The 25376-nt window shown below is 65.0% G+C and carries 22 protein-coding genes; 8 read left to right on the top strand and 14 right to left on the bottom strand.

Features of this window, described 5'->3' with window-relative positions:
- Positions 1 to 162: 162 nt before the first annotated feature.
- A complete protein-coding gene (locus tag I3J27_RS26855; RefSeq protein ID WP_270161903.1) occupies positions 163 to 381 on the bottom strand; it encodes a hypothetical protein in 219 nt (72 codons plus the stop codon).
- A gap of 221 nt (positions 382 to 602) precedes the next feature.
- Here I3J27_RS26855 and I3J27_RS26850 point away from each other — a divergent pair, with 221 nt between their 5' ends.
- The 4 genes from I3J27_RS26850 to uraD all read left to right on the top strand — a co-directional run bounded on the left by I3J27_RS26850 (position 603) and on the right by uraD (position 3211).
- On the top strand, positions 603 to 878 hold the full coding sequence (locus I3J27_RS26850) for a hypothetical protein (protein WP_270172892.1): 276 nt from the start codon (positions 603 to 605) through the stop codon (positions 876 to 878).
- 90 nt (positions 879 to 968) lie between these two features.
- Positions 969 to 1382 (top strand): DUF3830 family protein, encoded by a 414-nt coding sequence (locus tag I3J27_RS26845; protein WP_270161902.1) that lies wholly within the window; start codon positions 969 to 971, stop codon positions 1380 to 1382.
- Positions 1383 to 2318, top strand: coding sequence for an allantoinase PuuE (gene puuE, locus I3J27_RS26840; protein ID WP_270161901.1), 936 nt, complete (start codon positions 1383 to 1385; stop codon positions 2316 to 2318). It abuts the gene before it with no gap.
- Positions 2319 to 2323: 5 nt separating this feature from the next.
- Positions 2324 to 3211 carry a 2-oxo-4-hydroxy-4-carboxy-5-ureidoimidazoline decarboxylase gene (uraD, locus tag I3J27_RS26835; RefSeq protein ID WP_270161900.1) on the top strand — a complete coding sequence of 296 codons (888 nt, stop codon included), beginning with the start codon at positions 2324 to 2326 and terminating at the stop codon, positions 3209 to 3211.
- Here uraD and I3J27_RS26830 read toward each other — a convergent pair.
- Genes I3J27_RS26830 through I3J27_RS26820 form a run of 3 tightly spaced genes read right to left on the bottom strand, consistent with a single transcriptional unit; the run spans position 3208 to position 8175 of the window.
- The gene (locus tag I3J27_RS26830; protein ID WP_270161899.1) at positions 3208 to 4605 is read right to left on the bottom strand and encodes a nucleobase:cation symporter-2 family protein; all 1398 of its coding nucleotides are present in this window, start codon (positions 4603 to 4605) and stop codon (positions 3208 to 3210) included. The two genes, uraD and I3J27_RS26830, sit on opposite strands and share 4 nt — an antisense overlap.
- A gap of 22 nt (positions 4606 to 4627) precedes the next feature.
- A complete protein-coding gene (locus I3J27_RS26825; protein ID WP_270161898.1) occupies positions 4628 to 7351 on the bottom strand; it encodes a molybdopterin-dependent oxidoreductase in 2724 nt (907 codons plus the stop codon).
- Positions 7348 to 8175, bottom strand: a complete 828-nt coding sequence (locus tag I3J27_RS26820; protein ID WP_270161897.1) for an FAD binding domain-containing protein — start codon at positions 8173 to 8175, stop codon at positions 7348 to 7350. The genes I3J27_RS26825 and I3J27_RS26820 overlap by 4 nt, the downstream gene beginning before the upstream one ends.
- A gap of 152 nt (positions 8176 to 8327) precedes the next feature.
- Between I3J27_RS26820 and I3J27_RS26815 the strand changes: the two genes are divergently transcribed.
- Positions 8328 to 9677, top strand: coding sequence for an 8-oxoguanine deaminase (locus I3J27_RS26815; RefSeq protein ID WP_270161896.1), 1350 nt, complete (start codon positions 8328 to 8330; stop codon positions 9675 to 9677).
- A 110-nt stretch (positions 9678 to 9787) separates the two neighbouring features.
- Here I3J27_RS26815 and I3J27_RS26810 read toward each other — a convergent pair whose 3' ends face one another.
- The 4 genes from I3J27_RS26810 to I3J27_RS26795 all read right to left on the bottom strand — a co-directional run bounded on the left by I3J27_RS26810 (position 9788) and on the right by I3J27_RS26795 (position 14492).
- Complete coding sequence (locus I3J27_RS26810) at positions 9788 to 10864, bottom strand: BMP family ABC transporter substrate-binding protein (protein WP_270161895.1); 1077 nt, start codon at positions 10862 to 10864, stop codon at positions 9788 to 9790.
- Between the two features lie 77 nt (positions 10865 to 10941).
- Positions 10942 to 11859: an ABC transporter permease gene (locus I3J27_RS26805; RefSeq protein ID WP_270161894.1), complete on the bottom strand. Its 918-nt coding sequence runs from the start codon at positions 11857 to 11859 to the stop codon at positions 10942 to 10944.
- Positions 11846 to 12937, bottom strand: coding sequence for an ABC transporter permease (locus I3J27_RS26800; RefSeq protein ID WP_270161893.1), 1092 nt, complete (start codon positions 12935 to 12937; stop codon positions 11846 to 11848). The genes I3J27_RS26805 and I3J27_RS26800 overlap by 14 nt, the downstream gene beginning before the upstream one ends.
- Positions 12921 to 14492: an ABC transporter ATP-binding protein gene (locus tag I3J27_RS26795; protein ID WP_270161892.1), complete on the bottom strand. Its 1572-nt coding sequence runs from the start codon at positions 14490 to 14492 to the stop codon at positions 12921 to 12923. Before I3J27_RS26795 ends, I3J27_RS26800 begins: the two co-directional genes overlap by 17 nt.
- Positions 14493 to 15073: 581 nt before the next feature.
- On the opposite strand from I3J27_RS26795, the gene I3J27_RS26790 reads away from it, so the two are divergent.
- Positions 15074 to 16180 (top strand): hypothetical protein, encoded by a 1107-nt coding sequence (locus tag I3J27_RS26790; protein WP_270161891.1) that lies wholly within the window; start codon positions 15074 to 15076, stop codon positions 16178 to 16180.
- A gap of 188 nt (positions 16181 to 16368) precedes the next feature.
- Here the strand turns inward: I3J27_RS26790 and I3J27_RS26785 are convergent, their stop codons facing one another.
- From I3J27_RS26785 to I3J27_RS26760, 6 genes are read right to left on the bottom strand one after another with little or no spacing between them, the layout of a single operon-like run.
- A complete protein-coding gene (locus I3J27_RS26785; protein ID WP_270161890.1) occupies positions 16369 to 16854 on the bottom strand; it encodes a nucleoside deaminase in 486 nt (161 codons plus the stop codon).
- Between the two features lie 13 nt (positions 16855 to 16867).
- On the bottom strand, positions 16868 to 18400 hold the full coding sequence (locus I3J27_RS26780) for an ABC transporter ATP-binding protein (protein ID WP_270161889.1): 1533 nt from the start codon (positions 18398 to 18400) through the stop codon (positions 16868 to 16870).
- Entirely contained in the window at positions 18397 to 19080 is a 684-nt protein-coding gene (gene biuH, locus I3J27_RS26775; protein WP_270161888.1) for a biuret amidohydrolase, read from the bottom strand. The genes I3J27_RS26780 and biuH overlap by 4 nt, the downstream gene beginning before the upstream one ends.
- 11 nt (positions 19081 to 19091) lie before the next feature.
- Positions 19092 to 20018, bottom strand: coding sequence for an ABC transporter permease (locus I3J27_RS26770; RefSeq protein WP_270161887.1), 927 nt, complete (start codon positions 20016 to 20018; stop codon positions 19092 to 19094).
- Positions 20018 to 21130 (bottom strand): ABC transporter permease, encoded by a 1113-nt coding sequence (locus I3J27_RS26765; RefSeq protein ID WP_270161886.1) that lies wholly within the window; start codon positions 21128 to 21130, stop codon positions 20018 to 20020. The genes I3J27_RS26770 and I3J27_RS26765 overlap by 1 nt, the downstream gene beginning before the upstream one ends.
- The gene (locus tag I3J27_RS26760) at positions 21127 to 22239 is read right to left on the bottom strand and encodes a BMP family ABC transporter substrate-binding protein (RefSeq protein WP_270161885.1); all 1113 of its coding nucleotides are present in this window, start codon (positions 22237 to 22239) and stop codon (positions 21127 to 21129) included. Before I3J27_RS26760 ends, I3J27_RS26765 begins: the two co-directional genes overlap by 4 nt.
- Before the next feature lie 406 nt (positions 22240 to 22645).
- On the opposite strand from I3J27_RS26760, the gene I3J27_RS26755 reads away from it, so the two are divergent.
- Together I3J27_RS26755 and I3J27_RS26750 are read left to right on the top strand one after the other, a co-directional pair.
- The gene (locus I3J27_RS26755) at positions 22646 to 23908 is read left to right on the top strand and encodes an allantoate amidohydrolase (protein WP_270161884.1); all 1263 of its coding nucleotides are present in this window, start codon (positions 22646 to 22648) and stop codon (positions 23906 to 23908) included.
- 93 nt (positions 23909 to 24001) lie between these two features.
- Positions 24002 to 25375: a hypothetical protein gene (locus tag I3J27_RS26750; protein WP_270161883.1), complete on the top strand. Its 1374-nt coding sequence runs from the start codon at positions 24002 to 24004 to the stop codon at positions 25373 to 25375.
- Position 25376 lies beyond the last annotated feature (1 nt).

Raw genomic sequence — 25376 nt, 5'->3', positions numbered from 1 at the left:
TAGACAGACGTGATGGGTTTCGCTGCGCTCTACCCATCCTACGAGGGCTGCGATGAAGGATCCGGAATCCTTCCGCGCTGGCAGTCCGGATTACTTCGCCGCAAGAGCTCCTTGCGAATGACGACGTTGATGCAGTTGCGTTCTATCGCCCTGCGTCCGGCATCACCGTCCTGCCGGTGCGGACGTCGCGCCGTTGGTGTAGCGCGACCAGTCGGGCGCGGTCGGCTGCGACGGCCAGAGCGCGGCGTTGGAGTCGCGCACCGACTGGGTGATGGGCGCCGGTTGCGCCTTGCGGGCGTGGTGGCGTTCGCTTGCCGCGGCGGTCTGGATGGTGGCGGCAGCAATCAGTGCGGTGCCGAGAATGGCAAAGGTCTTTTGCATGTTGTTTCTCCCATGACGACGCTCCGGCTACGAGAAATGTTGTCGTCGTCGCGGCTGACATGGCGACGCGTGCTGCCGAATATCAGCGTCGCGGCCATCAAATCGGGGCGAGCAAGTTTTTTGGCCCCGGCTAAATATTCGGCAATCGCGCCCGCAGCGCCGGTGGACTTGCTCCCTCCGATCCGGTTCAATGGGGCGAATTGGGTTATCGGGCGACAATGATGTCGAAATATCTGCTGGTCCTTCTGCTGATCGCCTCGCCGGCCGTGGCGCAGGTCAAGCCGACCCCAAAAACCGCGGCGGCGCATCCGGACCCCTGCGCGCCGATCGGGCGCACCGCGGACGGCAAGCTGGTCTACTCCATGAAATGCGAGACATTGCCGACGCCGGCTCCGCCGCCGCAGGCGGAACTCAAGGAAGCACCCGCGCCGGCCGCGGAAGCGGAGCCGGAGACGCGGCGGAGCGGCATTTTCGGCTGGTCCTACGACCGCAGATGACGGGCCGCGCCACTTGCGCGAAGGCCTCCGGAATGCTCTTTGCTTGAAAATTCCCCGTGGGGCCACCGCCCCTCGATCCAGAGAGATGAGATGAGCAAACTCGTTATCCGCGCCGGCGACTACAGCTTCGATGCACGCTTCGAGGAGCAAGCGGCGCCCAAGACCGTGGCCGCCTTCCGCAAGGCGATGCCGTTCGAAAGTCACATCATCCACGTGCGCTGGAGCGGCGAGGCAGTGTGGATGCCGCTCGGCGACCTCGACTTCGGCGTCGGCTACGAGAACCATACCAGCTATCCCGCACCCGGGCAGATCATCCTCTATCCCGGCGGCATCAGCGAAACCGAGATCCTGATGGCCTATGGCGGCGTGAGCTTCGCCAGCAAGATGGGCCAGCTCGCCGGCAATCACTTCATCACCGTGACCTCGGGCCTGGAGAATCTGGCGACCCTCGGCAAGAGCGTGCTCTGGAAGGGCGCTCTGCCGATCCGCTTCGAGGAAGTCTGAGTGACTGAACCCCGCTACCCGCGCGATCTCCGGGGTTACGGCCGCAACCCGCCGCATCCACAGTGGCCCGGCAATGCGCGGGTCGCGGTGCAGTTCGTCGTCAATTTCGAGGAAGGCGGCGAGAACAACATCCTGCACGGCGACCGCGCCTCGGAAGCGTTTTTGTCCGACGTGCTCGGCGCGCAGCCCTGGCCGGGCCAGCGCCACGCCAACATCGAATCCATGTTCGAATATGGCTCGCGCGCCGGCTTCTGGCGGCTGTGGCGGATGTTCAGCGAGCGCAACTGGCCGGCCACCGTGTTCGGCGTGGCCACGGCGCTGAAGCGCAATCCGGAAATCGTCGCCGCGATGAAGGAGGCGGGCTGGGACATCGCGAGCCACAGCCTGAAATGGATCGAGCACAAGGACATGACCGAGGCGCAGGAGCGCGCCGAGATCGCCGAGTCCATTCGCGTTCACCTTGATGCCACCGGCTCGCGGCCACTCGGCTGGTACACCGGGCGGTCCTCGATCAACACCAACCGCCTCCTGATGGAGGAGGGCGGCTTCCTTTATCTGTGCGACTCCTATGCCGACGATCTGCCCTATTGGGTCAAGGGTGCGAAGGGCAAGCAGCTCATCATTCCCTATACGTTGGACGCCAACGACATGCGGTTCATCAATCCGCAAGGGTTCGCCGAAGGCGAGCAGTTCTTCACCTATCTGAAGGACGCCTTCGACGTGCTCTATGCCGAGGGCGAGACCGCGCCGAAGATGATGTCGGTGGGGCTGCACTGCCGCCTCGCCGGACGGCCCGGCCGCGCCGCGGGGCTGATCCGCTTCCTCGACTACATCGGCAAGCACGATCGCGTCTGGGTGCCGACGCGGCTGCAGATCGCGCAGCATTGGCACGACAAGCTTTCGCATCTGGCCGCCGATGCGTTCGAGATCGGATGAGGACGATGCCGCAGATTTCGCTCGCCGATCTCAATGCTGCAAGCCAAGCCGACTTCGTCGCGGCGCTTGCCAACGTCGTCGAATATTCGCCGTGGATCGCCGAGCAGCTCGCCGGCAAGCGGCCGTTCGCCGGCATCAATGGGCTGCACGCCGCGCTGATGGCGGTGATTCAGGCTGCCGAACCCGACGTGCAAATGGCGCTGATCCGGGCGCATCCCGATCTCGCCAACAAGACCCAGCGCGCGGCGGGTCTCACCGCTGAATCGACCGATGAGCAGAACAGCGCCGGTCTCGACCGGCTGTCGGAGGCCGAATACGCCGCGTTCGAGCGCGTCAACAACGCCTATCGCGACAAGTTCGGCTTCCCCTACATCGTCTGCGTGCGCCGTCACACCAAGGATTCCGTGCTGCGTGACTTCGAGACGCGGTTGCTCAACATTGCAAAAACCGAGACGCGCCGCGCGATCGAGGAGATCGGCCGCATCTCCGCACTGCGGCTCGATCAGCTCGTCATCGTCGATGACAAGCTCAAGGTGCACGGCCGGCTCTCGACCCATGTGCTCGATAACCACGTCGGCAAGCCCGCGCCCGGCATTCCGGTGGAGCTCGTGGAGCTTGCGGCGCTCGGCGAGAGCCGCGTGATCGCGCGGGCAGTGACCAATGCGGATGGCCGCACCGACCAGCCGCTGATCGGCGGGCGCCCGCTGCCGATCGGCCGCTACGAACTCAGATTCAGCGTCGGCAAATACTACGCCGAGCGCAACGTGCCGCTGTCCGACCCACCGTTCCTCGACCAGATCCCGCTGCGCTTTGCGGTCAGCGAGCCAGAGGGGCACTATCACGTGCCGCTATTGGTTACGCCCTGGAGCTACTCGACCTATCGCGGCAGCTAGACGTGTTGCGCGGATGAGGCGACCGTCGCCGCGTCCGCCTCCACTGTCGCGCCGCCGCTCAAACCGTTGAAGAACGCGTTGAGCAGCACCGAGGCGATCGCGCTGAGCAGGATGCCGGACTCCAGCAGCGGCTGGAGATCATGGGGCAAATTCCGGAAGAAGCCGGGTGCGGCGAGCGGGATCAGGCCGAAGCCGAGCGAGATGGCTACGATGAAGAGATTGTAGCGGTTGTTGCGGAAATCGACCGAGGTAAGGATGCGCGCGCCTGTCGCCGCCACCATGCCGAACATCACGAGGCCCGCGCCACCGAGCACGACCAGCGGCACCGCCTCGACCAGCGCGGCGAGCTTCGGCAACAGGCCGAGCACGAGCATGATGCAGCCGCCCGTCACCGTCACCCAGCGCGAGCGCACGGCGGTGACCGAGACGAGGCCGACATTCTGCGAGAACGAGGTGTAGGGAAAGGTGTTGAAGATGCCGCCGAGCAGCGTGCCGACGCCGTCCGCGCGCAGACCCCGGCTCAGCGCTTCGCGGTCGACGGCCTTGCCGGTGATGTCGGAGAGCGCGAGGAACATGCCGAGCGATTCGATCATCACCACGATCATGACGACGCACATGGTGATGATCGGCACCAGATGGAATTGCGGCATGCCGAAGCGGAACGGGACGATGAGCGCGCCCCAGGACGCCGCGGCCACCTTGTCGAAATGCATCACGCCCAGGATGCTCGCGAGCATGGCGCCGGCGATGATGCCGAGCAGCACGGAGACGTTGGCGAGGAAGCCGGTGCCCCATTTGATCAGGCCGAGGATGAACAGCAGCACGAACAGCGAGATGCCGAGGCCCTGCAATTGCCCATAGGCCGGATTGGGAAAGCTGCCGGCGACGCCGTCGACCATCCTGGTCAGCGTCGGCAGGCCGCCGCCGGCCCAGTTGATGCCGACGCGCATCAGGGAGATGCCGATGATCAGGATGATGCTGCCGGTGACCACGGGAGGGAACAGCGGCAGCAGCCGGCTGACGAACGGCGCGACGATGATGCCGAACAGGCCCGCGACGATGACGGAACCGTAGATGCCGAGCAGGCCGATATCGGGGGCGGCCGCCATCGACAGCATCGGGCCGACCGAAGCGAACGTCACACCCATCATCACGGGCAGGCGAATGCCGACGCCGGGGAAGCCGAGGCATTGCACCAGCGTCGCGAGCCCGCAGGCGAACAAATCGGCGCTGATCAGGAAGGCGACATCCTCCGGCGGCAGCTTGAGCGCGCGTCCGATGATCAGGGGTACCGCGACCGCGCCGGCATACATCACGAGCACATGTTGGAGCCCGAGCGCCAACAGGCGCGGGACCGGCAGGACCTCGTCGACGGGATGGGTTTCGCTGGCCATGGATGAGTCCCCCGAAACATGCCTAACCAAACTTGTCGTGCAGCGCCGGAAACAGCCGGTCCGGCTTGAAGGGCGGTGCGGTGAAGCGGATGCCGGTGGCATCCGCGATGGCGTTGCCGAGTGCGGCGGCGACCGGATTGTACGGGCTCTCGCTCATCGACTTCGCGCCCAGCGGCCCGATCGTATCGGATGTATCGGCGTAAAAGACCTCCGTCCGCGGAACGTCGGCGAAGGAGGGTAGGTGGTAGTCGCGGAATTTCGGGTTGGTGACACGTCCCTCAGCGTCGATCACCATCTCTTCGTAGAGTGCGGCCCCGAGCGCCTGCGCAACACCGCCCTCGACCTGGCCGCGGCACTGCATGGGATTGGCGACGACGCCCGCGTCGGCCGCATGCACGCTCCGGAGAATCCTGAGCTCGCCGGTGCCCTTGTTCACGGCGACACGAAAGCCCTGCACGTTGAAGCCGACCGAGCGCGGGGTGCCAGTCGAATTGCCGGCGCCTGCGAACGGCGCGCCGCGATCGCGCGCGAGCTTGGCGAGCTCCGTAAAAGGCATGCGCCGCACACCGCTGACGACGGCCTCGTCGTCGAGCGTGCAACTCGCGGCATCGCACAGCCACGCGCCGGCGGCCGCCGCCTTCAATTCGGTCGCGAGCTGCATGGCTGCCGCATGCGTTGCCTTGCCGGCAACGAAGGTGCCGGCGCTGCCATAGGCGCCGGTGTCATGGCCGCCATGGGCGGTGTCGGACTGGCGCAAGTGAATGCGGTCGACGGTGGTCGCAAGCGTCGTCGCTGCGATCTGCCGGTGCACGGTGCTGGTGCCGTTGCCGAACTCGGCGGTGCCGACGGTGAGATCGAAGCCGCCGTCGTCGTTGAGCGCGATCGTCGCGTCCGCGAGGTGGCCGGCCGGCGGCACCGTGTCGATCATGGTCAGCGCGACGCCGTCGCCGATCAGCCATTCCGGCGACAGCTCCGGCTGCGGGCCGTCGGCCTGCATCGCGTGCTCGACGAGGTCGAGGCACTGGTCGAGACCGTAGGAACCGTAGAGCACGTCGTGAAATTCGGACGGCGGTGGCGACAGCATGGGATCGCCGGGCTTGACGACATTGCGCCGGCGCATCTCGGCAGGGCTGATGCCGAGCTGCCGTGCCAGCTCGTCGATCGCGGCTTCGATCGCGATCTGCGTCTGCGGCAGGCCGTAGCCGCGAAACGCGCCCGACGGCACCGTGTTGGTGTAGACGGCGTAGCCGTCGACCCGCTTGTTCGGGCAATTGTAGACGGCGATGGATTCGGACAGCGAGTGGAACATCACGGGGCCGGCGTGATTGCCGTACGCGCCGGTGTTGGAGAGCACGTCGAGCTGGAGCGCGGTGAGCTTGCCCTCGGCGTCGGCGCCGGCCTTGATATGGACCCGCATCGGATGCCGCGTCGAGGTCGCGATGAACTGCTCCTCGCGGGTGAGCTCGAGCTTCACCGGACGCCCGGTCTTCAGTGCGGCAAGCGCCAGGATGTCCTCGACGAACATCTCCTGCTTGCCGCCAAACCCGCCGCCGACGCGCTCGCAGAACACGCGGACCTTGTCCATGGGAAGCTGGAAGATGTCGGACAGCGCGCGCCGGGTCAGGAACGGCACCTGCGTCGAGGTGCGGACGTTGAGCACACCCGCATCATCGAGCCAGGCGAGGCCGCCATGGGTCTCCAGTGCGGCATGCTGCACGCGGTGACTGTGGAAGGTGCCCTCATAGGTGACAGCGGATGTGACGAGCGCAGCCGCGACATCGCCGAATTCGCCATGCGTCTCCGCGGCAAGGTTGCGCTGGGGATCGGCGATGCGGTTCGCGGTGGTGCGGTCAGGATGGATGATTGGCGCACCCGGCGCCATGGCCTGCTCCGGATCGATCAGCGCAGGCAGGATCTCGTAAGTGACCTTGAGCCGCCGGCAAGCGTCCTCAGCGGCAGCCTCGCTCTCGGCGACGACGGCGGCGACCTTCTGCCCGATGAAGCGGACGACGTCGTCGAGGATGCGGGTGTCCTCGGGATCCATCCAGTCCTTCTCGTGCCGCGCGGTCGAGATCAGGACAGCCGGCGCATCCTCATGCGTCAGCACCGCATGCACGCCGGAAACGTTCAGCGCTTCCGACGTATCGATCGCGACGATCTTCGCGTGGGCGTGCGGCGAGCGCAGCAGCTTGATGTGCAGCAGGCCGTCAATCTGCGTGTCGAACGTGTAGCGCACCTTGCCGCGCACGATGTCAGGGCCCGCCGGCGCCGGCAGGCTGCGGCCGAAGGCGGTGCCAGCCTCGACGCGCTCCTCGACATTGGTCTTGCCGAGCAGCGCGTCCTCGATGGAACGATAGCCGGTGCAGCGGCAGATATTGCCCTTCAACGCCACGCCGAGGTCGGTGCGCTGCGCCTGGTTCAGCGAGGCGCAGGTCAGGATCATGCCGGCCGTGCAGAAGCCGCATTGAAAGCCTTGCGCATCGAGGAAGGCCTGCTGCATCGGATGCGCGCCGTGCTCACCGCCGAGGCCTTCGATCGTGGTCACAGTGCGCCCCTCGGCGCGGAACGCCGGGATCAGGCAGCTATGCACCGGCTCGCCGTCGAGCAGCACGGTGCAGGCGCCGCAATCGCCGGCATCGCAACCCTTCTTCACGCCGAAATGGCCAAGCTCGCGCAGGAAGGTGCGCAGGCACTGGCCGGCGCGCGGCTGTTGCGAAAACGGTGTGCCGTTGACCTCGAAGCTCATGACGACGTTGCCCCGAGAAGTTCGCTGCGAATCTCTTCGGCAAGCCGCAGCGTCATGTGCTTGCGCCAGAGCGGCTTGCCGTGGATGTCGGTGTGGTACAGATCGTCCGTGATCTGCTGCGCGATCGCGTCACGAAGTGCACTCGCATCCGGGGCCTTGGAGAAGGGCAGCTGGATCGGCCGCACCGTAGATGCCGTGACCGTCAACGTCAGCGTGCCGCCGGCATCGAGGCTGCCAATCAGAAGCGCCGCCGAGCGGCCGACCGGCGCCAGCGAGATCTGGCGAAAGGCCGTGCGGCGCTTCAGCGCGGCAACCGGGATATCGATCTGCCGGATCAGGTCGCCCGGCGTCAGGCGGTTGCGCTGGTTGCCGATGACGAAATCGACGATCGGAATCTTCTGTTCGCCGCCGCTGGCCTTCCAGATGGTGCAGACGCCGTCGAGCGCCGCCGTGAGCGAGATCATCGGTCCCGCCGGCAGCGACATGCAGAGATTGCCACCGACCGTCGCGGTCTTCCAGATCTTGAACGACGCAAGGAAAGCGCGGCAGCACTGGCCAATCAGGGGGGCTGCGAGCCAATCGGGCGGGCAGACGAAACCATCGAGCTGTGCAACGGTGCAGGTGGCGGCGACAGAGAGATGGCTATCCGTGATCGTCAGCGCCGGCCATTTCAGATCGGTGAGATCGATCAGTCGCCTCAAATGGACCTGCGGCTCGGAGAACAGCCATGTGCCGCCGGCGAGCCAGGCATCGCCTGCCGTCCAGGCGGGCAGCTCCGCGCGTGTTTGCGGATGGGCCACCGTCGTGATGGTATTCAAATCCATGGCTGCGCCAAAGCTTCCGCCCGGTGAATCGTATAGACGAGTCTTGCAAGACCGGAGCCAAGTCGCAACAAACAAAGTCGTAGCGGGACGGTGTTCCGGCTGGCGTCCGGCTTGCAGGCCTGTCGTCAGCGGACGAGAGGAGAAGCGGGATCATGAGTGACGCAAAGCCGATCTGGATCAGGGATCCCCTGGCCATCCTCGCCGACGGTGCCGAGCGCGGGATCGTGGTAAAGAACGGTCGGATCGTCGAACTCGTGCCGGCCGGCGGCAAGCCTGAGACGGCGGATGTCGCAATGTTCGACGCGGGCGAGCACGTCGTACTGCCGGGCCTGATCAACACCCACCACCACTTCTACCAGACGCTGACGCGCGCACTGCCGGCGGCGATGGACCGCGAGCTATTTCCCTGGCTTCAGGCGCTCTATCCGGTCTGGGCGAAGCTGACACCGGAGCGGCTCGAGCTCGGCGTTACCGTGGCGATGTCCGAGCTGCTGCTCTCTGGCTGCACCACCACGACGGATCATCACTACGTGTTCCCGGCCGGACTTGAAGACGCGGTCGACATCGAGATCGGTGTCGCAAAACGTCTCGGCGTGCGCGTGCTGCTCACGCGCGGCTCGATGAACCTGTCGCAGCGCGATGGCGGTCTGCCGCCTGACAGCGTCGTGCAGGACGAGGACACTATCCTCGCCGACAGCGCGCGCGTGGTCGCCAAGCATCATCAGCGCGGTGCGGATGCGATGGTGCAGATCGCGCTGGCGCCTTGCTCGCCGTTCTCGGTGACGACCTCCCTGATGCGCGCCACCGCCGATCTTGCCGACAAGCTCGACGTGCGCCTGCACACGCATCTCGCCGAGACCGAGGACGAGAACAAATTCTGCCAAGAGATGTATGGCTGCCGTCCGCTCGACTATCTCGAGCAATGTGGCTGGCTCAACGCGCGGACCTGGCTCGCCCACGGCATCTTTTTCAATGCCGATGAGATGAAGCGGCTCGGCAAGGCCAGGACCACCATCAGCCATTGCGCGTGCAGCAACCAGCTGCTGGCATCCGGCTGTTGTCCCGTGTGCGAGATGGAGGAGGCCGGCGTTGGCATCGGGATCGGGGTCGACGGCTCCGCGTCGAACGACGGATCGAATTTGATGCAGGAGGTGCGAGCCGCGTTCCTGCTGCAACGGGCGCGTTACGGCGTGACCAAGGTCAGCCACAAGGACGCGCTGCGCTGGGCCACCAAGGGCTCGGCGGCGTGCGTCGGCCGGCCAGAGCTTGGGGAGATCGCCGTCGGCAAGGCCGCCGATCTCGCACTGTTCAAGCTGGACGAGCTGCGCTTCTCCGGCCACGGCGATCCCTTGGCCGCACTGGTGCTGTGCGGGGCGCATCGGGCCGATCGGGTGATGGTCGCAGGACAATGGGCCGTGATCGGCGGCGCGATCCCGGGCCTCGATGTCGCCGACCTCATCCGCCGCCACAGTTCCGCGGCGCGGGCCATGCAGGCGGGGTAAGCCAGGCGAAAATAGAAAGAGGGGGCGACCACAAGTGCCGGGTGCTTCTGGCCACCCCCTCCGAACCTCCTCCGGGAGGAGCAGGTGATTTAGGCAATGCAAGAAGCGTGCTACTTGCCCGGCAGCTTGTCGTCGATGCCCTTGACGTAGAAATTCATGCCGAGGATCTGGCCGTCGTCGAGGTGATCGCCGCCCTTGCACTCGACCGGCTTGCCGTCCTGCCCAACGATCGGGCATTTGAACGGATGCAGCTTGCCCGAGGTGATCGCGGCCTGGGCATCCTCGGCCATCTTCTTCACGTCGTCAGGCATGTTGGTATTGGGCGCCATCGCGAACATGTGGCTGTCGAGGCCGCCCCAGCTGTCCTCGGACTTCCAGGTTCCGGCGAGCTCGGCCTTGACGCGCTCGATGTAATAGGGGCCCCAGGTGTCGAGGATCGAGGTGAGCTGGGTCTTCGGCCCGAACTTGATCATCTCGGAATCCTGGCCGAAGGCGAGTTTGCCGCGTTCGCTGGCAATCTGCATCGCGGCGGGCGAATCCGTGTGCTGCATGATCACGTCGGCGCCCTGGTCGATCAGGGCCTTGGCGGCGTCGGCTTCCTTGCCCGGATCGAACCAGGTGTTGGCCCAGATGATCTTGACCTTGATGTTCGGGTTGATGGTCTGCGCCGCCAGGATCGTCGCGTTGATGCCGGAGACGACCTCCGGAATCGGGAACGAGCCGATATAGCCGAGCACGCCGGACTTCGACATCTTGGCCGCGATCAGGCCCTGGATGTAGCGGCCCTGATACCATTTGGCCGAATAGGTCGACATGTTCGGATTGCGCTTGTAGCCGGTGGCGTGCTCGAAATGCACGTTCGGATATTTCTTGGCGACCTTCAGCGTCGGGTCCATGTAGCCGAACGACGTCGTGAAGATCAGCTTGTTGCCGGCGCGGACGAGCTGCTCGATCGAGCGCTCGGCGTCGGGGCCTTCGGGCACGTTCTCGAGATAGGTGGTCTCGATCTTGTCGCCCAGCTCCTTCACCAGCGCCAGCCGCCCCTGCTCGTGCTGGTAGGTCCAGCCCAGATCTCCGATCGGACCCAGATAAATGAAGCCGACTTTCAGCTTGTCGGCGGCGGAGGCTGCACCGACGCTTGCGGCAAGCAACAGCCCGGCGGCCAGCGCAAGAAGTGATTTCCTCATCATCAATCTCCAAACATCAGGGGAAAGCCACGATCCGCGAGGTGCGCGCCCCATCGCGCACCTCGCGGAAATGATACTCAGCGGTCAGGCACGAACACAGTGCCGAGCGCGGCCGGCGCGGTCGAACCGCCGGTGCGCGCGCGGGAGAGCAGGACCAGCACGATGACGGTCGCGAGGTACGGCAGCGCCGACATGAATTGCGAGGGAATGCCGACCCCCCAACCTTGCGCGTGCAGTTGCAGGATCGTCACCGCACCGAAGAGGTAAGCACCAACGACGAGCCGGCCCGGCCGCCAGGACGAGAACACGACCAGCGCCAGCGCGATCCAGCCACGGCCGGCGGTCATGCCAGGAATGAAGAACGGCGTATAGGCGAGCGGCAGATAAGCGCCCGCGAGGCCTGCGCAGGCGCCGCCGAACATCACGGCGAAGGTGCGGATACGCAGCACGGGATAGCCGAGCGCATGCGCAGAGACATGGTTGTCACCGCAGGCGCGCAGGATCAACCCCGCCCGCGTGCGATACAGGAACCACCAGACGCCGATGACGAGTGCGACGGAAAAATAGACGAAGCCGTCCTCACCGAACAGCACGCGGCCGACGAGCGGAATGTCGGTGAGGCCGGGTATGTGGAGATGCACCGCCGGCGTGATGCGTTCGCCGACGAAGCCCGCGCCGATCAGGCCGGAGAGACCGACGCCAAGGATGGTTAGCGCCAGACCCGTCGCGACCTGGTTGACGGCGAGCCCGAGTGCCATCAGCGCGAAGATCAGCGACATCAGCGTGCCCGCGACGATGCCGAACAGCGCGCCGATGAAGATCGAGCCGGTCAGCCACGCGCCGCCAAAGCCGCACGCCGCGCCGACGATCATCATCCCCTCGACACCGAGGTTGAGCACGCCGGAACGCTCGGTCACGAGCTCGCCGGTCGCTGCGATCAGCAGCGGCGTCGACGCGGCGAGCACCGCGAGGATGATGGCTTCAACCAGCTCCACGGGTCACCTGTCGGCTTGGGAACACCAGCTTGAAGCGGTAGAGGATGAGAGAATCGCAGGCGAGCACGTAGAACAGCAGGATGCCCTGGAAAACTTTGGTGACGTCCAACGGGATCTTCATCGCGATCTGCGCCTGCTCGCCGCCGATAAAGGTCAATGCGAGAAAAAGGCCTGCAATTAATATTCCAAGCGGGTTCAGCCGGCCAAGGAAGGCGACGATAATCGCGGTGAATCCGTAGCCGGGCGAGACGCCGGGCTGGAGATGTCCGACAGGACCTGCAACCTCGATGATGCCCGCGAGACCGGCCAGCGCGCCCGAGACCGCGAAGGTCAGGATGACGAGCTGGTTGGCGTTGAAGCCGCCGAACCGTGCGGCACGGGGCGCCGCGCCGACCACGCGGATCTCGAAACCCTTGATGGTGCGCCCGAGCAGGATCGCCGCCGCTGCGACGACCAGCAGCGCGATGATCGAGCCGAGATGCAGCCGGCCGCCCTCGATCAGCAGCGGTACCGTCGCGACCGGATCGAACTCGGCCGTGGTCGGGAAGTTGAAGCCGTTCGGGTCGCGCCAGGGACCGCGCACGAGGTAGTCGAGGAAGAGGTCGGCGACATAGACCAGCATCAGGCTGGTCAGGATTTCGCTGGCGCCGAACTTCACCTTGCAGATCGCCGGGATCAGCGCGTAGAGCGCGCCTGCGGCGGCGGCGAGCACGAGCATCGCCGGCAGCACCCAGGCGCCCGCGTCGCTGCCTTGCGTCTTCACCGCGATCCAGCTTCCGGCGACCGCGCCGACCAGGAATTGCCCCTCGGCGCCGATGTTCCAGGCGTTGGCGAGATAGCAGAGCGACAGTCCGATCGCGATCATCACCAGCGGCGTCGCCTTCACCGCGATCTCCTGGAGCGAATAGCCGTCGGTCAGAGGTGCGATGAAATAGGCGTGCAGGGCGAGGAGCGGATTTTTGCCGAGGATCGCGAACAGGATGACCATGGTCACGATCGTGAGGCCGATCGCGATCAGCGGCGAGATCAGCGCGATCGTGTTGGAGCGCTCGGCACGCTTCTCAAGCACCAACTGCATGCGCGGCCTCCTTCGGCTCGAGGCTGCTGCCGCCCATGAGCAGGCCGAGCTTTTCACGGCTTGCTTCGCTGGTTGCGAGCGGCGCCGACAGCCGGCCGTGGAACATCACGGCGATGCGGTCTGCGATCTCGGTGAGCTCGTCGAGGTCCTGGCTGGTGACGAGCACGGCGGCGCCGGCGGTGGCGAGATCAAGCAGCGCCTGCCGGATCACGGCGGCAGCGCCCGCGTCGACACCCCATGTCGGCTGGCTCACCACCAGCACCGCCGGGTTGCGCAGGATCTCGCGGCCGACGATGAACTTCTGCAGATTGCCGCCGGACAGACTGGCGGCCTCGGGATCGCGCTTGGCCTTGCGCACGTCGAACGTTTCGGTCGCGCGGTCGACCGTCTTCAGCGTGGCCGCGGTGTCGATGAAGCCGTGATGGACCATGCCGCTGGCGGCGTGGCCGGTGAGGAGCGCGTTCTCCGACAGCTTCATGCGGGGCGCGGTGCCGTGGCCGAGCCGTTCCTCGGGCACAAAAGCCGCGCCGAGCTTGCGCCGCTGCGTGATCGAGAGGTGACCGGCGGCGATGCCTTCGATCACCACCGTGCCCGGATCCTTCGACAAGCGCTCGCCGGAAAGTGCGGCGAACAGCTCGTCCTGGCCGTTGCCGGCGACGCCGGCGATACCGAGGATCTCGCCGCCCTTCAGCTCGAACGAGATATGCTCGAGCCGAACGCCATGCGCTTCGCCCGCGGCCAGCGAAAGGTCGTTGACGACGAGCCGCGGAACCGTGGTCTTGCGTCCCACCGGCGCCTTCACCTGCTTGATCTCCCCGCCGACCATCATGCGCGCGAGCGAGGCAGCGGTCTCGAGCCTGGGATTGCAGGTCTCGACCTTCCTGCCGCCGCGCAGGATCGTCGCGGTGTCGCAGAGACGCTTCACCTCCTCGAGCTTGTGGCTGATGTAGAGGATGGCGCGGCCTTCGGCCTTGAGCCGCTCCAGCACGATGAAGAGCTGGTCAGCCTCCTGCGGCGTCAGGACGGCGGTGGGCTCGTCGAGGATCAGGAATTTCGGATCCTGCATCAAGGCGCGAACGATCTCGATGCGCTGGCGCTCGCCGACGGAGAGTTGCCAGACCTCGCGTTTCGGATCGAGCGGCAGGCCATAAGTCTTCGACACCTGCTCCAGCCGCGCCGACATGTCCTTGAAGGACTCCCTGCCGTCGAGGCCGAGTGCGACGTTCTCGGCGACGGTGAGGTTGTCGAACAGCGAGAAGTGCTGAAACACCATGCCGATGCCGCGGCTGCGCGCTTCGGACGGACCGGACAGCACGATTCGTTCGCCCTGCCAGCGTATCTCGCCGGCGCTCGGCTGAATCAGCCCGTAGATCGCCTTCACCAGCGTCGACTTGCCGGCGCCGTTCTCGCCGAGCAGCGCGTGGATTTCGCTGGGCCAGATATCGATGTCGATGGAATCGTTGGCGAGGAAATCGCCATAGCGCTTGGTGAGCCCGAGCGTCTGGAGCAACGGGGACTCGCCGGAATGCAGGCCGTTAGGCGTCGGATCTAACATTCGCTGATGCGCTGGCATGGGATGAAGTGCCTCAATACTGGGCTAGTTTGAACCGCCGCGTAAGGTGCGAAAATGCGTCATCCCTTGCTCAACGCTTCGGCAGAAGGAGGGTATCGCGAGTCGGGGCCTTCGTCGGGCTGATTGATCGTTCCCCACCTATTCTCGGGGGCGCTGCTGCGGTCCTGCCGACACCGCCTGTTGCAAAATTGTGACGATCCAAACCTAATCGGAACCTGCTGTGCAGGCTTGGCGGAAAGCTGAGCAAAATCGCGCCAGCACGCGCATGCAATTTCCGGACGGACGCGACAGTCATTGCCAACGACCACGTCTGCGCTGTCAGCCCGATGCAAAAGGCAAACAGAATCAAACGGGAATGTGTGGCAAGGATCGCCATCGCGCGATCGTCCGCCAGGTGAGAGCCGCGAGCAAAAACCATTAGAATCCCGTCGTGAAACGTCGCTTTCTGCCGAAACAAACGGCATGCCTTGAAAAAAGTTGAGGCTTCTCACTCCGGGAGATCGGCGCAAGTGTCGCACCCAAGGGCGTTCATTTTTACGTGTCCAAACTTGGGGGTATTCAGGATGTCGTTTCGTTTCAAGGCAATTGCAGCCGCGGCGCTGTCACTTGCTACGCTCGCCACCTCTGGCCTGGCTCAGGCGGCGGATCTGCCGGTCAAGGCCGCCAAGAAGGCGGCGGACCTGCCGTTCTTCCTGGTGATCGACAACCGCGTGTCGTTCTCCTGGATGCCCAAGGGCACCGACCCCGGCATGTGGAGCGTCCGCCCCGACGGCAGCATCAACGGCACCACCGCCAAGCAGGTCTACTCCTTCACCCACTTCGATCTCTGGCAGTACGGCACCAACTTCTTCACCATCTCGATGTTCAAGTCGGGTCATAACGACCCCGCCAGCCCTTGCGTCGCGCCCGGCGTGACCATCACCGGCGGCGCTGCCGACTGCGCCGGCGCGACCGAGATCTACGGCCTGTTCCGCTCGACCTTCGGCTGGAACGAGCTGTTCAACACCAAGGCCTTCACCATGGGGCCGCTGCACAACATCTCGTTCGAAGTCGGCATGGACGGCAACACCGAGAACAACTTCCTCGCGCCCGCCAAGCGCGACGTGGTCGCCGGTCTGCAGTTCGCCTTCGACCTTCCCTACAAGGGCTACTTCAACGTCGCGCCGTTGATGTACTACGAATTCCTGAACCACAACGCCTTCACGCAGTGCGGCCTGTTCGGAGCGGGCGTGCCGGGTGTGACCTGTAACTCGGACGGCAATGTCAGCTATCGGCCGACCTGGGCCGTCGAAATCAACTATTACATGGATCTCGGCTTCCTGCCGCCGAACGTGCAGTTCTGGTCGATCAGCGGACGCGCCGGCTGGTACGGTCCGAAGGGCGACTCCAATGGCCTGCCTGCGCTCTCGGGCACCGGCATCTTCAGCACCAAGTCCAAGACCGAGCTGAACAGCGAACCGATCCGCCTGACCTTCGATGCCTCGAAGGCCGTCTGGGGTGACAAATATTCGCACTTCGTCGACCTCTGGGTTGCCTATCGCTACTGGCAGAACAAGTTCGGCCTCGACCACAACGCCATGGCCGGCGTCTGCACAGTCGCCGCAACCGGCCAGAGCACCAAGAGCTGCACGGAATCCACCGTCTATGGTGGTATCACTGTGAAGTTCTGATCGGCTGAGGTCTCCAGGGACGGATGACGCCGCGCAGGAATGTGCGGCGTCATGCGTGTTTGCGTAGGGGCGGTGCCGTAGGGTGGGCAAAGCGAAGCGTGCCCACCAGTCGTAATTGTGGAGAGAGATGGTGGGTACGGCGCAAGCGCGCCTTTGCCCATCCTACGGGACCGGTTGCTGGGAAGCGTCTACTTCGTCCACACGCCGTCGTGCAGCGCTTCGGCCTCGTCTTCCAGCAGCGGGCCCACGACCTCGGTCGGTCGCTGGCCGCTGGCGAAGACCTCGCGGCAGGGCAAATCGAGCGTCGGATTCTCCGGGTGGTTGCCGGTGACGCCGCGCAGGCGGTGCTCGCTGAGGCCGTAGACGACGCGGCCGATGCCGGCCCAGTAGATCGCGCCTGAGCACATCGCGCAGGGTTCGGCCGAGGAATAGAGCGTGGCTTTCGCCAGGACCTCGCGGCCGAGCGTGCGACAGGCCTGCGTGGCCGCGAGGCGCTCGGCGTGTGCGGTGCCGTCGTGATCCGGCATGTAGCCGTTCTCGGTCTCGATCAGCACCTTGCCATCGGCATCGACGACGATGCAGCCGAAGGGATGGTTGCCATGGGTGAGCGAGCGGCGGGCGACCGCGAAGGACAAACGTAGAAAGTGTTCGTCGCGTTCGGGTGTGTCGCTCATCGCTGCTCCCGGCTCAGTGTCCCGCCATGTGACGGCCGACCACGGTGAGGTCGGCCTCGCTGGTCCGTGCTTCATACACGAATTCGCTGTGAAACATCACCACCAGCCGGTCGGAGAGTTCGAGCAGTTCGTCGAGGTCCTCGCTGACCAGCAGCACCGCTGCGCCGCGATTGCGTGCGGCCATGATCTCGGCGTGGATCTGCGCCACCGCCGCGAAATCGAGACCGAAGCACGGATTGGCCGCGATCAGCACCTCGACGTCACCGGCGAGCTCGCGGGCGAGCACGGCGCGCTGAACGTTGCCGCCCGACAGCGCCGCGATTGGCGTCTCCGGCGTACGGGTCTTGATCTTATATTGCGCGATCTTCTTTTTTGCATCGTCGCGGAAGGCGCTGCGGTTGAGCCACCAGCCGCCGCGGGCGAAAGGCGCACGATCGAATTCGCGGAAGGCGATGTTGTCGGCGACGCTCATGCCGCCGACGCAGGCATTCTTCAGCGGCTCCTCGGGCAGCAGCGACATCCTGTGGCGCCGCATCTCCTCGCGGCTTGCGTGGTAGGGATCGCCGGCGACGCGGATCTCGCCGCTTTCGGCTTCGCGCTGGCCGGCGAGAACCTCGACGAGCTGACGCTGGCCATTGCCGGAGACGCCGGCGATGCCGACGATCTCGCCGGCGCGGACGGTGAGCGAGACGTCATGCACGGCGATGGCGCCGGCATCGTCGTGCGCACGGATCTTTTGCAGCTCCAGCCTGGCCTGACCGGCCTCGCCGGTGCGCGGCGGCTGTACCATCAACTCCTCGGCGCCGATCATGGTACGTGCCATGGCGTCCGGCGTGAGTTCGGAAACCTTGCCGGCTCCGGCGAGCTTGCCGCGGCGCAGGATCGTGACGTCGTCGGCGAAGGCCATGACCTCGCGGAATTTGTGGGTGATCATCAGGATGGTCAGCTCGCCCTTGACGACCATGTCGCGGAGCATGCCGAGCACCTCGTCAGCTTCCGCCGGCGTCAGCACTGAGGTCGGCTCGTCCAGGATCAGGAAGCGGCGCTTGAGGTAGAGCTGCTTGAGGATCTCGCATTTCTGCCGCTCGCCGGCGGAGATATCGGAGACCTTTGCGCCGAGCGGCACCTTGAAGGGCATCCGCGCCAGGAACGCCTCGAGCTCCTTCATCTCCCTTGGCCAGTTCACCACGGCCGGCACGTCGTCGCGGGCCAGCACGAGGTTTTCGGCGACCGTCATCGCCGGCACCAGGGTAAAATGCTGATAGACCATGCCGAGGCCGAGCGCGTGGGCATCCTTCGGGTTGGCGATGGCCTGCTCGCGGCCGCCGACGAGGATGTCGCCTTCGGTCGCGTGGTAATAGCCCATGATGCATTTGACGAGGGTGGACTTGCCCGCACCGTTCTCGCCCAGAAGCGCGTGGAACGAACCCGGGCGCACCTTCAGCTCGACATTGTCGAGTGCCAGAAAGTCGCCGAAGCGCATGGTCATGGCGATGGCGTCGACGCCGAAGGCGCCCGACGGCAGCGGCGTTTCGCCGATGATCACGAAATCGCTCCGATGAAGGCGTTGGAGGTCGAGACGGCGCCGAACACGCCACCCTGCATCTTGATCATCTTCAGCGCGTGCTCGTGGTTGCTCTTGTCGGTCGCGCCGCAGCAATCGTGCAGCAGCACGCATTCAAAGCCGCGGTCGTTGGCCTCGCGCATGGTCGTGTGGACGCAGACGTCGGTGGTGATGCCCGTCAGCACGATGTTCTCGATGCCGCGCACGCGCAGGATCAGCTCCAGGTCGGTGGCGCAGAACGAACCCTTGCCGGGCTTGTCGATGATGGGCTCGCCGGGGAGGGGCGCCAACTCCGGAATGATGTCCCAGCCCGGCTCGCCGCGCACCAGAATGCGCCCGCACGGACCGGGATCGCCGATGCCGGCGCCGATCTGACGCGAACGCCAGCGCTTGTTGGCGGGCAAATCGGAGAGGTCGGGGCGATGGCCTTCGCGGGTATGGATGATGTGAAAGCCCTGGTCGCGCATGACGCTGAGCAGCTTCCTGATCGGATCGATCGGCGCCCGCGTCAGGGAGAGATCATAACCCATCTTGTCGACATAGCCGCCGATTCCGCAGAAATCGGTTTGCATGTCGATGATGATGAGCGCGGTATTCTCGGGGCGGAGATCGCCGTTATAGGGCCAGGCATAGGGCTCGGATTTGATGGTGCGCTCGGGCATGATCTTGCTCTCTAGCGGGTGATCGACAATTCGGCCGGGGCTCCGGTCAGCGTGCGTTTTGGCGAGCAGGTGATGATCATGATCGCCAGCGTCAGGATGTAGGGTGCGGCGTTGAAGAGGTGATAGCCGGAGGTGACGCCGACCGATTGCAGCGCGGGGCCCAGCGCCGCGGCGCCGCCGAAGGCGAGCGAGGCCCACAGGCAGAGCAGGGGATCCCAGCGCGCGAAGATCACGAGCGCGACGGCGGTGATGCCCTGGCCCGAGGACAGGCCCTCGTTCCAGCTTCCGGGATAGAACAGCGACAGGAACGAGCCGCCGATGCCGGCGAGGAAGCCGCCGACCATGGTCGCGCGCAGGCGGATCAGGAGCACGGAATGGCCCATGGCGCGGGCAGCGTCAGAGCTTTCGCCGGCGGTGCGGATGAGGAGGCCCCAGCGCGTGGTGCGGAAGGCCCAATACAGGATCGGCGCGAGCGCGACGCCGATCAGGAAGAGCACGTTGACGCGCAGCGTGGCGCGGACCTGCGGGATGTCGCTCCACCAGCCGAAATCGATCGCGGGCAGCCGCGGTGCGGTGGGCTCGATCAGCGGCTTGCCGAGATAGAAGGCAAGCCCGGTGCCGAGCAGCATCAGCGCGATGCCGACCGCGATATCATTGACGCGCGGCAGCGAGCAGATGCCGGCATGCAGCGCGCCCAGCAGTGACCCGGTGATGCCGGCGGCGAGGACGCCAAGCCAGGGCGAGCCGGTGAGATAGGAGATGCCGTAGGCGCTCATGGCGCCCATCACCAGCGTGCCTTCGAGGCCGAGATTGATGCGGCCGGAACGCTCCGTGATGCATTCGCCGAGACTTACGAACAGGAAGGGCGTGGAGACGCGAATGGCGCCGCCGAGCACGGCGAGCGGGACGGTCCAGAGTCCGATCGATCCGTCTGCCATCAGGACTTGCCTTTCAGGAATCCGATGCGGCCGTAAAGCGCATCGCTGGCCAGCACGAAGACGAAGATGATGCCTTGCAGCACCAGCACGGATGCATCGGGCAATCCAAGGCGGCGTTGCAGCAGACCACCGCTGGCGCTGATGCCGCCAAGCAGGATCGCGACGGGGATGATGGCGAGCGGATTTTGCCGCGCGAGGAAGGCGACGAGAATGCCGGTGAAGCCATAGCCCGCGGCGAGATTGGCGTTGGTGCGCCCCTGCACGGCAGCAACCTCGACCATGCCGGCAAGGCCCGCGGCGCCGCCGGCGAGGAAGCAGATGGTCAGGATCAGCTTGCTGACGCCGAGACCGACGATCTTCGCGGCACGGATGTTACCGCCGGCGACGCGTGCGGCAAAGCCGAACACGGTATGATAGATCAGGATGTAAGCGGCGATCGCGGCGACGAGGCCGAACACGAGGCCCCAATGTACGTCGGTGCCGGGAATGGTGCCGATCATGTTGGCGGCACCGATCTCGCGCGTCGACGGCTTGTTGAGGCTGGCGGGATCGCGCATCAGTCCTTCGACGAGATGGTTGAGGATCGCGAGCGCGATGTAGACGAGCAGCAGGCTCGAGATGGTCTCGTTGACGCCACGATACTGGCGCAGCGCGCCCGCCAGCGTGATCCACAGGCCGCCGCCGGTCACGCCGGCGATGACCATGGCAATCTGCACGACGAGCGGCGGCATACCCTGGAGCACAAGCGCCGCGCTGGTCGCCGACAGCGCGCCGATCAGGAGTGCGCCTTCGCCGCCGATGATGACCATGCCGAGTTGCGCCGGCAGCGCCGTGCAGAGCGCGGTGAGGATCAGGGGTGCAGCACGCGTCAACGTGTTCTGCCAGGAGAACCAGGTGCCGAAGGCGCCATAATACATATAAAAGTAGAGATCGAGCGGGTTCTTGCCGAACATCGCGACGAAGATGCCGAAGACCACGAGCGCGCCGGCCAGCGCCGCGCCGGGGATCAGGATGTATTCGATTGTCGCGCCATGGCGCTGGAGGAATCCTGCATCGGCGGCCGGGGCAATCGTCCCGGCCGCTTCAGTATGATCCGCCGCTTCCGTCGTCACGAAGTCGCCCCGATCACGCCTTCGACGAGGTAGTCCATCTTCTCGAGCTCAGGATCCTTCTGGCCGCGATCGGTTCCGGCCGCAATGACCGTCTTGCCCTTGTTGTCGACCAGCCCGCCCTTGAAGATGGCGTAGCCGTCAGCCGAGAGGAATTTGGCCTTGACGTCGTCGGCATGCTTGCGTGCTTCGGCGGAGACGGCCTCGCCATAGGGCGAGGTCTTGACGATCTCTTCCTTGAGGCCGCCGCGATAGAAGTTCGGGATGCTCTCACCGGCGGCGATCATCTTCACGAATTTCGGGTAGAGCGCTTCCCAATTCCACTCGGCACCGGTGAGATACGCCTTCGGCGCCAGCGGCGACTGGTTGGTGTGATAGCCGCAGACGAAAGCGCCGCGGCGCGCGGCGTTCTCGACCATGGTCTTCGGACCGTCGACATGACAGGTGAGGACATCGACGCCCTGGTCGATCAGGCTGTTGGTGGCCTCGGCTTCCTTGACCGGCATCGACCAGTCGCCGGTGAAGATCACTTGCGTCGTGGCCTTCGGGTTGGCGAGCCTGGCGCCGAGCGCGAAGGCGTTGATGTTGCGCAGCACTTGCGGGATCGGCTTGGCCGCGACGAAGCCGAGCTTGCCGCTCTTCGACGTGTATCCGGCGACGATGCCGGAGATGTACTGGGCTTCGTCGATGTAACCGAAATAGCTGCCGGCGTTCTTCGGGTCCTTGTCGCTCCAAAGGCCACCGCAGTGCTCGAAGCGCAGCTTCGGGAACTTGTTGGCCATCTTGATCATGTGCGGGTTGTAGTAGCCGAACGAGGTCGGGAAGAGCAGCGTGGCACCGTCGAGATTGATCATGGACTCGATCGTCTTCTCGACCGCGTCGGTCTCCGGCACCTTCTCTTCCTCGACGACTTTCAGTCCGGGAATCTTCTTCAGGGCCGCCGCGCCCTGCGCATGCGCCTGGTTGTAGCCGTAGTCATCGCGCGAGCCGACATAGATGAAGCCGATGGTCGTGTCGGCTGCGAAGGCCGGGCGGATGCCCGCCGCCGCGCCGAGGGTAAGGGCTGCGCCGCCTTGCAACAAATGACGTCGTGAAATCCTGCCAAAATCCATTGCCTGCTCCCCTTGGCGGACGCGCCGCCTTCATCTCGCGGCTGCGCCGGTTTGGCGGAGCCGGATAGGATGTCGCAAGCTTTGTGCCAGAGGTCAGGAAGCGAGCTTGTTGGATTAAGTTATTGAAATTTATAGCATATAATAGTCGCTTTAGGCCTTGGCCGGAAAATCGGCAGATTAATTCTTGAGCAATATACCATTGTTGTATGCAATGTGGTTAAGCAGCCCTAACCGATTCACGCGTGTGTATGGCGGGCGTCGGGCGGTCCGTCGCGTACCGCATTCATGCTAACCACGCGCTGATCGGGACGACGCCGGCGGAGCGAATTTCGCTGGCACCGAACTTGTATCGATTGTCGCCCGGACCGCCGCTGTCGTGGTCATATGAGATGGGAAGCCTGCCGAGATGGCCGCTGGTAACGCCGTTCAAACCACATCGCTCGGCGAAGAGATCGTGCGAGGGATCAACGAGCTCGCCGCGATCTCGGAAGAAGGCGACAGGCTCACCCGCATCTATCTCACCAAAGAGCTGCGCAAGGCTGCCGACCTCATCCTCGCCTGGATGCGCGAGGCCGGCATGAGCGCGCATCTCGATGCGATCGGCAATGTCTGCGGACGCTACGAGGGCGAGCGGCCGGGGGCGCCCTGCCTGATGCTCGGCTCGCACTACGACACGGTGCGCGATGCCGGCAAATGGGACGGGCCGCTGGGCGTGATCACGGCGATCGCCTGCGTCGCGGACCTCAACCGCCGCGGCAAGCGCCTGCCGTTTGCGATCGAGGTGATCGGCTTTGCCGATGAAGAGGGGGTGCGTTTCGCCTCGACGCTGCTCGGTAGCCGTGCGGTGGCCGGAACTTTCGACGAGAGCGTCTTGAACGCCCGCGACCGCGACGGCATGTCGATGCGCGATGCGCTCGTCACGTTCGGCCTCGATCCCGATCACATCGGCGCTGCGGCGCGGACGCGGCGCGAGCTGCTGGCCTATCTCGAACTGCACATTGAGCAGGGCCCGGTGCTGGAAGCCCAGATCCTGCCCGTTGGCGTCGTCACCGCGATTGCGGGTGCCACGCGCCTTGCCGCACGGCTGACCGGCATGGCGGGGCATGCCGGCACCGTGCCAATGGCGCTGCGCCGCGACGCGCTCGCCGGTGCTGCCGAATGCATCGGCGCGATCGAGCAGTTCTGCCGCACCGACGCGAGCGGCCTGGTCGGCACCGTCGGCTACATCCAGGCGAGGCCCGGCGCGACCAATGTCATTCCGGGCGAAGTGTCGTTCACCATCGACATGCGCGCCCCAACCGACATGCACCGCAAACGCGCGGTAGCTGATGTCGTCCGCGAGATCGAGGCCATTGCCAAGCGCCGGCAATTGGCGCTCCAGCTCGACGTCACCCACGAGAACCGCACTGCGCCTTGCGCACCCTGGTTGAAGGACCAGATCGCACAGGCAATTGCCGCGGAAGGGATTTCCGTATTCGAGCTGCCGAGCGGGGCAGGCCACGACGGCATGGCGATGATCGACATTGCCGACGTCGGCATGATCTTCGTCCGCTGCCGCGGCGGCATCAGTCATCATCCGGACGAGCATGTCGAGCCCGCCGATGCTGACGCCGGCGCGCGGGTGCTGCTCAGGGTGATCGAGAATTTTCGGCCACGGGCGGACCGCTGACCGGCTGGAGTCCGCAAGTCACCGGGTAGAGACACGAATCAGACACGTGTAAAACGGTGACTGCCAGCACGTGACATCAACCGATTGACCCATATGAACAGCGACATCTCCTTCCCATCACCTCGCGAGAACCGATTCTACCAGGGCATGGCTGCGACCTTCGTCGCCAATGCGCTTCAGGCGGTCAATTTTCTCGGCGATCGATTCCTGAGGACGTCGCAGCATTCGTTCTCGGCCATCGAGGACCTCTACCGGCACTCGATGGACAGCGCCTTTTCGGTGACCGAGGCGTTCCTCGTCACCGGCGCGCCGCACGCTTCCGCCTATTACCCGCGCGACTTCGCCTGGTTCTACCCTGATGTCCTCGACCCCGAGACCATCATGGATTCGCAGGACGCGGTGCTGCGGGTGCACCTGCTGGAAAAAAGTGTGCGCCTGCTGCTGGAGGCGGTTCGCGCCGATGTCGTCACGACGACCATCGTTCCGGCCGGACGCCGCCGGTATCTCGGCGTGAACTATTTCTCGCGGCCCTCGGATACCTTGCTCGGCATTCTCGCCGGCCTCCAGCAGATGCTCTCCGCCGAGGAGAGGGCGTCGTCCTATCTGGCGATGTCACAATGCGCGCATGCCGGCCGCCTGCTGCTGGCGGAATACGGCGCCGATCTCAAGCGCGCGATCCTCCAGCTCGCAAGCGAGCTGGAGCCGTTCGAGGTCGACGGCATCGGATATTTGCTGTGCGATGCCCGCGCCCCTCGCTCCGCGGCAACGGACACGCGCGCGGAGCGCCGGCGTTTCGTGACCAATGCCTGCGTTTACACGACGTTTGTATGGGGTGTGCAGCTTGGGGTCGTTGACGAGATCGAACTGAAGCAGCTGCTCGGGCGCGACCTCGCGCAGTACAAGAGGGACCTCCTGCGCCTGTTCGGCAAGGACGGCTATATCAAGCATTCGCTGGACGGCCCGGTGGGCACGCCGGTGTCGTTGGTGGCGTTGGATTTCGTCAGCGTGCATCGCGGCTTCTGGGATATGGGCGATGCCGGCGAGCGTGCATTGTTCGCGGCCACCGCGGATCTGATCATTGCGGAGCCGCGCTTTCGCATACCCAGCACGTTCCACTTCCTCGTCTCCGCCGATAATCCGCGAAACAAGATGATTCACAAGATTGCGGCGCCTGCCTATCAGGGCCGCTCCTCCTGGCCGACGTTCAACGTCGAGTTTGCGGATCGCATGCTGGACTATGATGAATGCTCGGGGGGCGACACTTACCGGGCCTGCGCGCAAGGGATATTGAAGGACATTCGTACCGCGACCGAGGTTCACGGCGGGTATCAGGAACTGATCTCGGAGCAGGGGCTGAAATATCGCACCTGGGCTTACAAGGGCGCCGTGGCGCACTCCTGGTTTCCGCGCTTCTTGTCGGTCTGGAGGAGGGCGTATGGAACGCCGCTCCTCCAGTGGAATGATTGAC

The organism is Bradyrhizobium xenonodulans, assembly GCF_027594865.1.
GTDB lineage: Bacteria > Pseudomonadota > Alphaproteobacteria > Rhizobiales > Xanthobacteraceae > Bradyrhizobium > Bradyrhizobium xenonodulans.
This window is presented reverse-complemented; position numbering and strand designations above follow the sequence as displayed.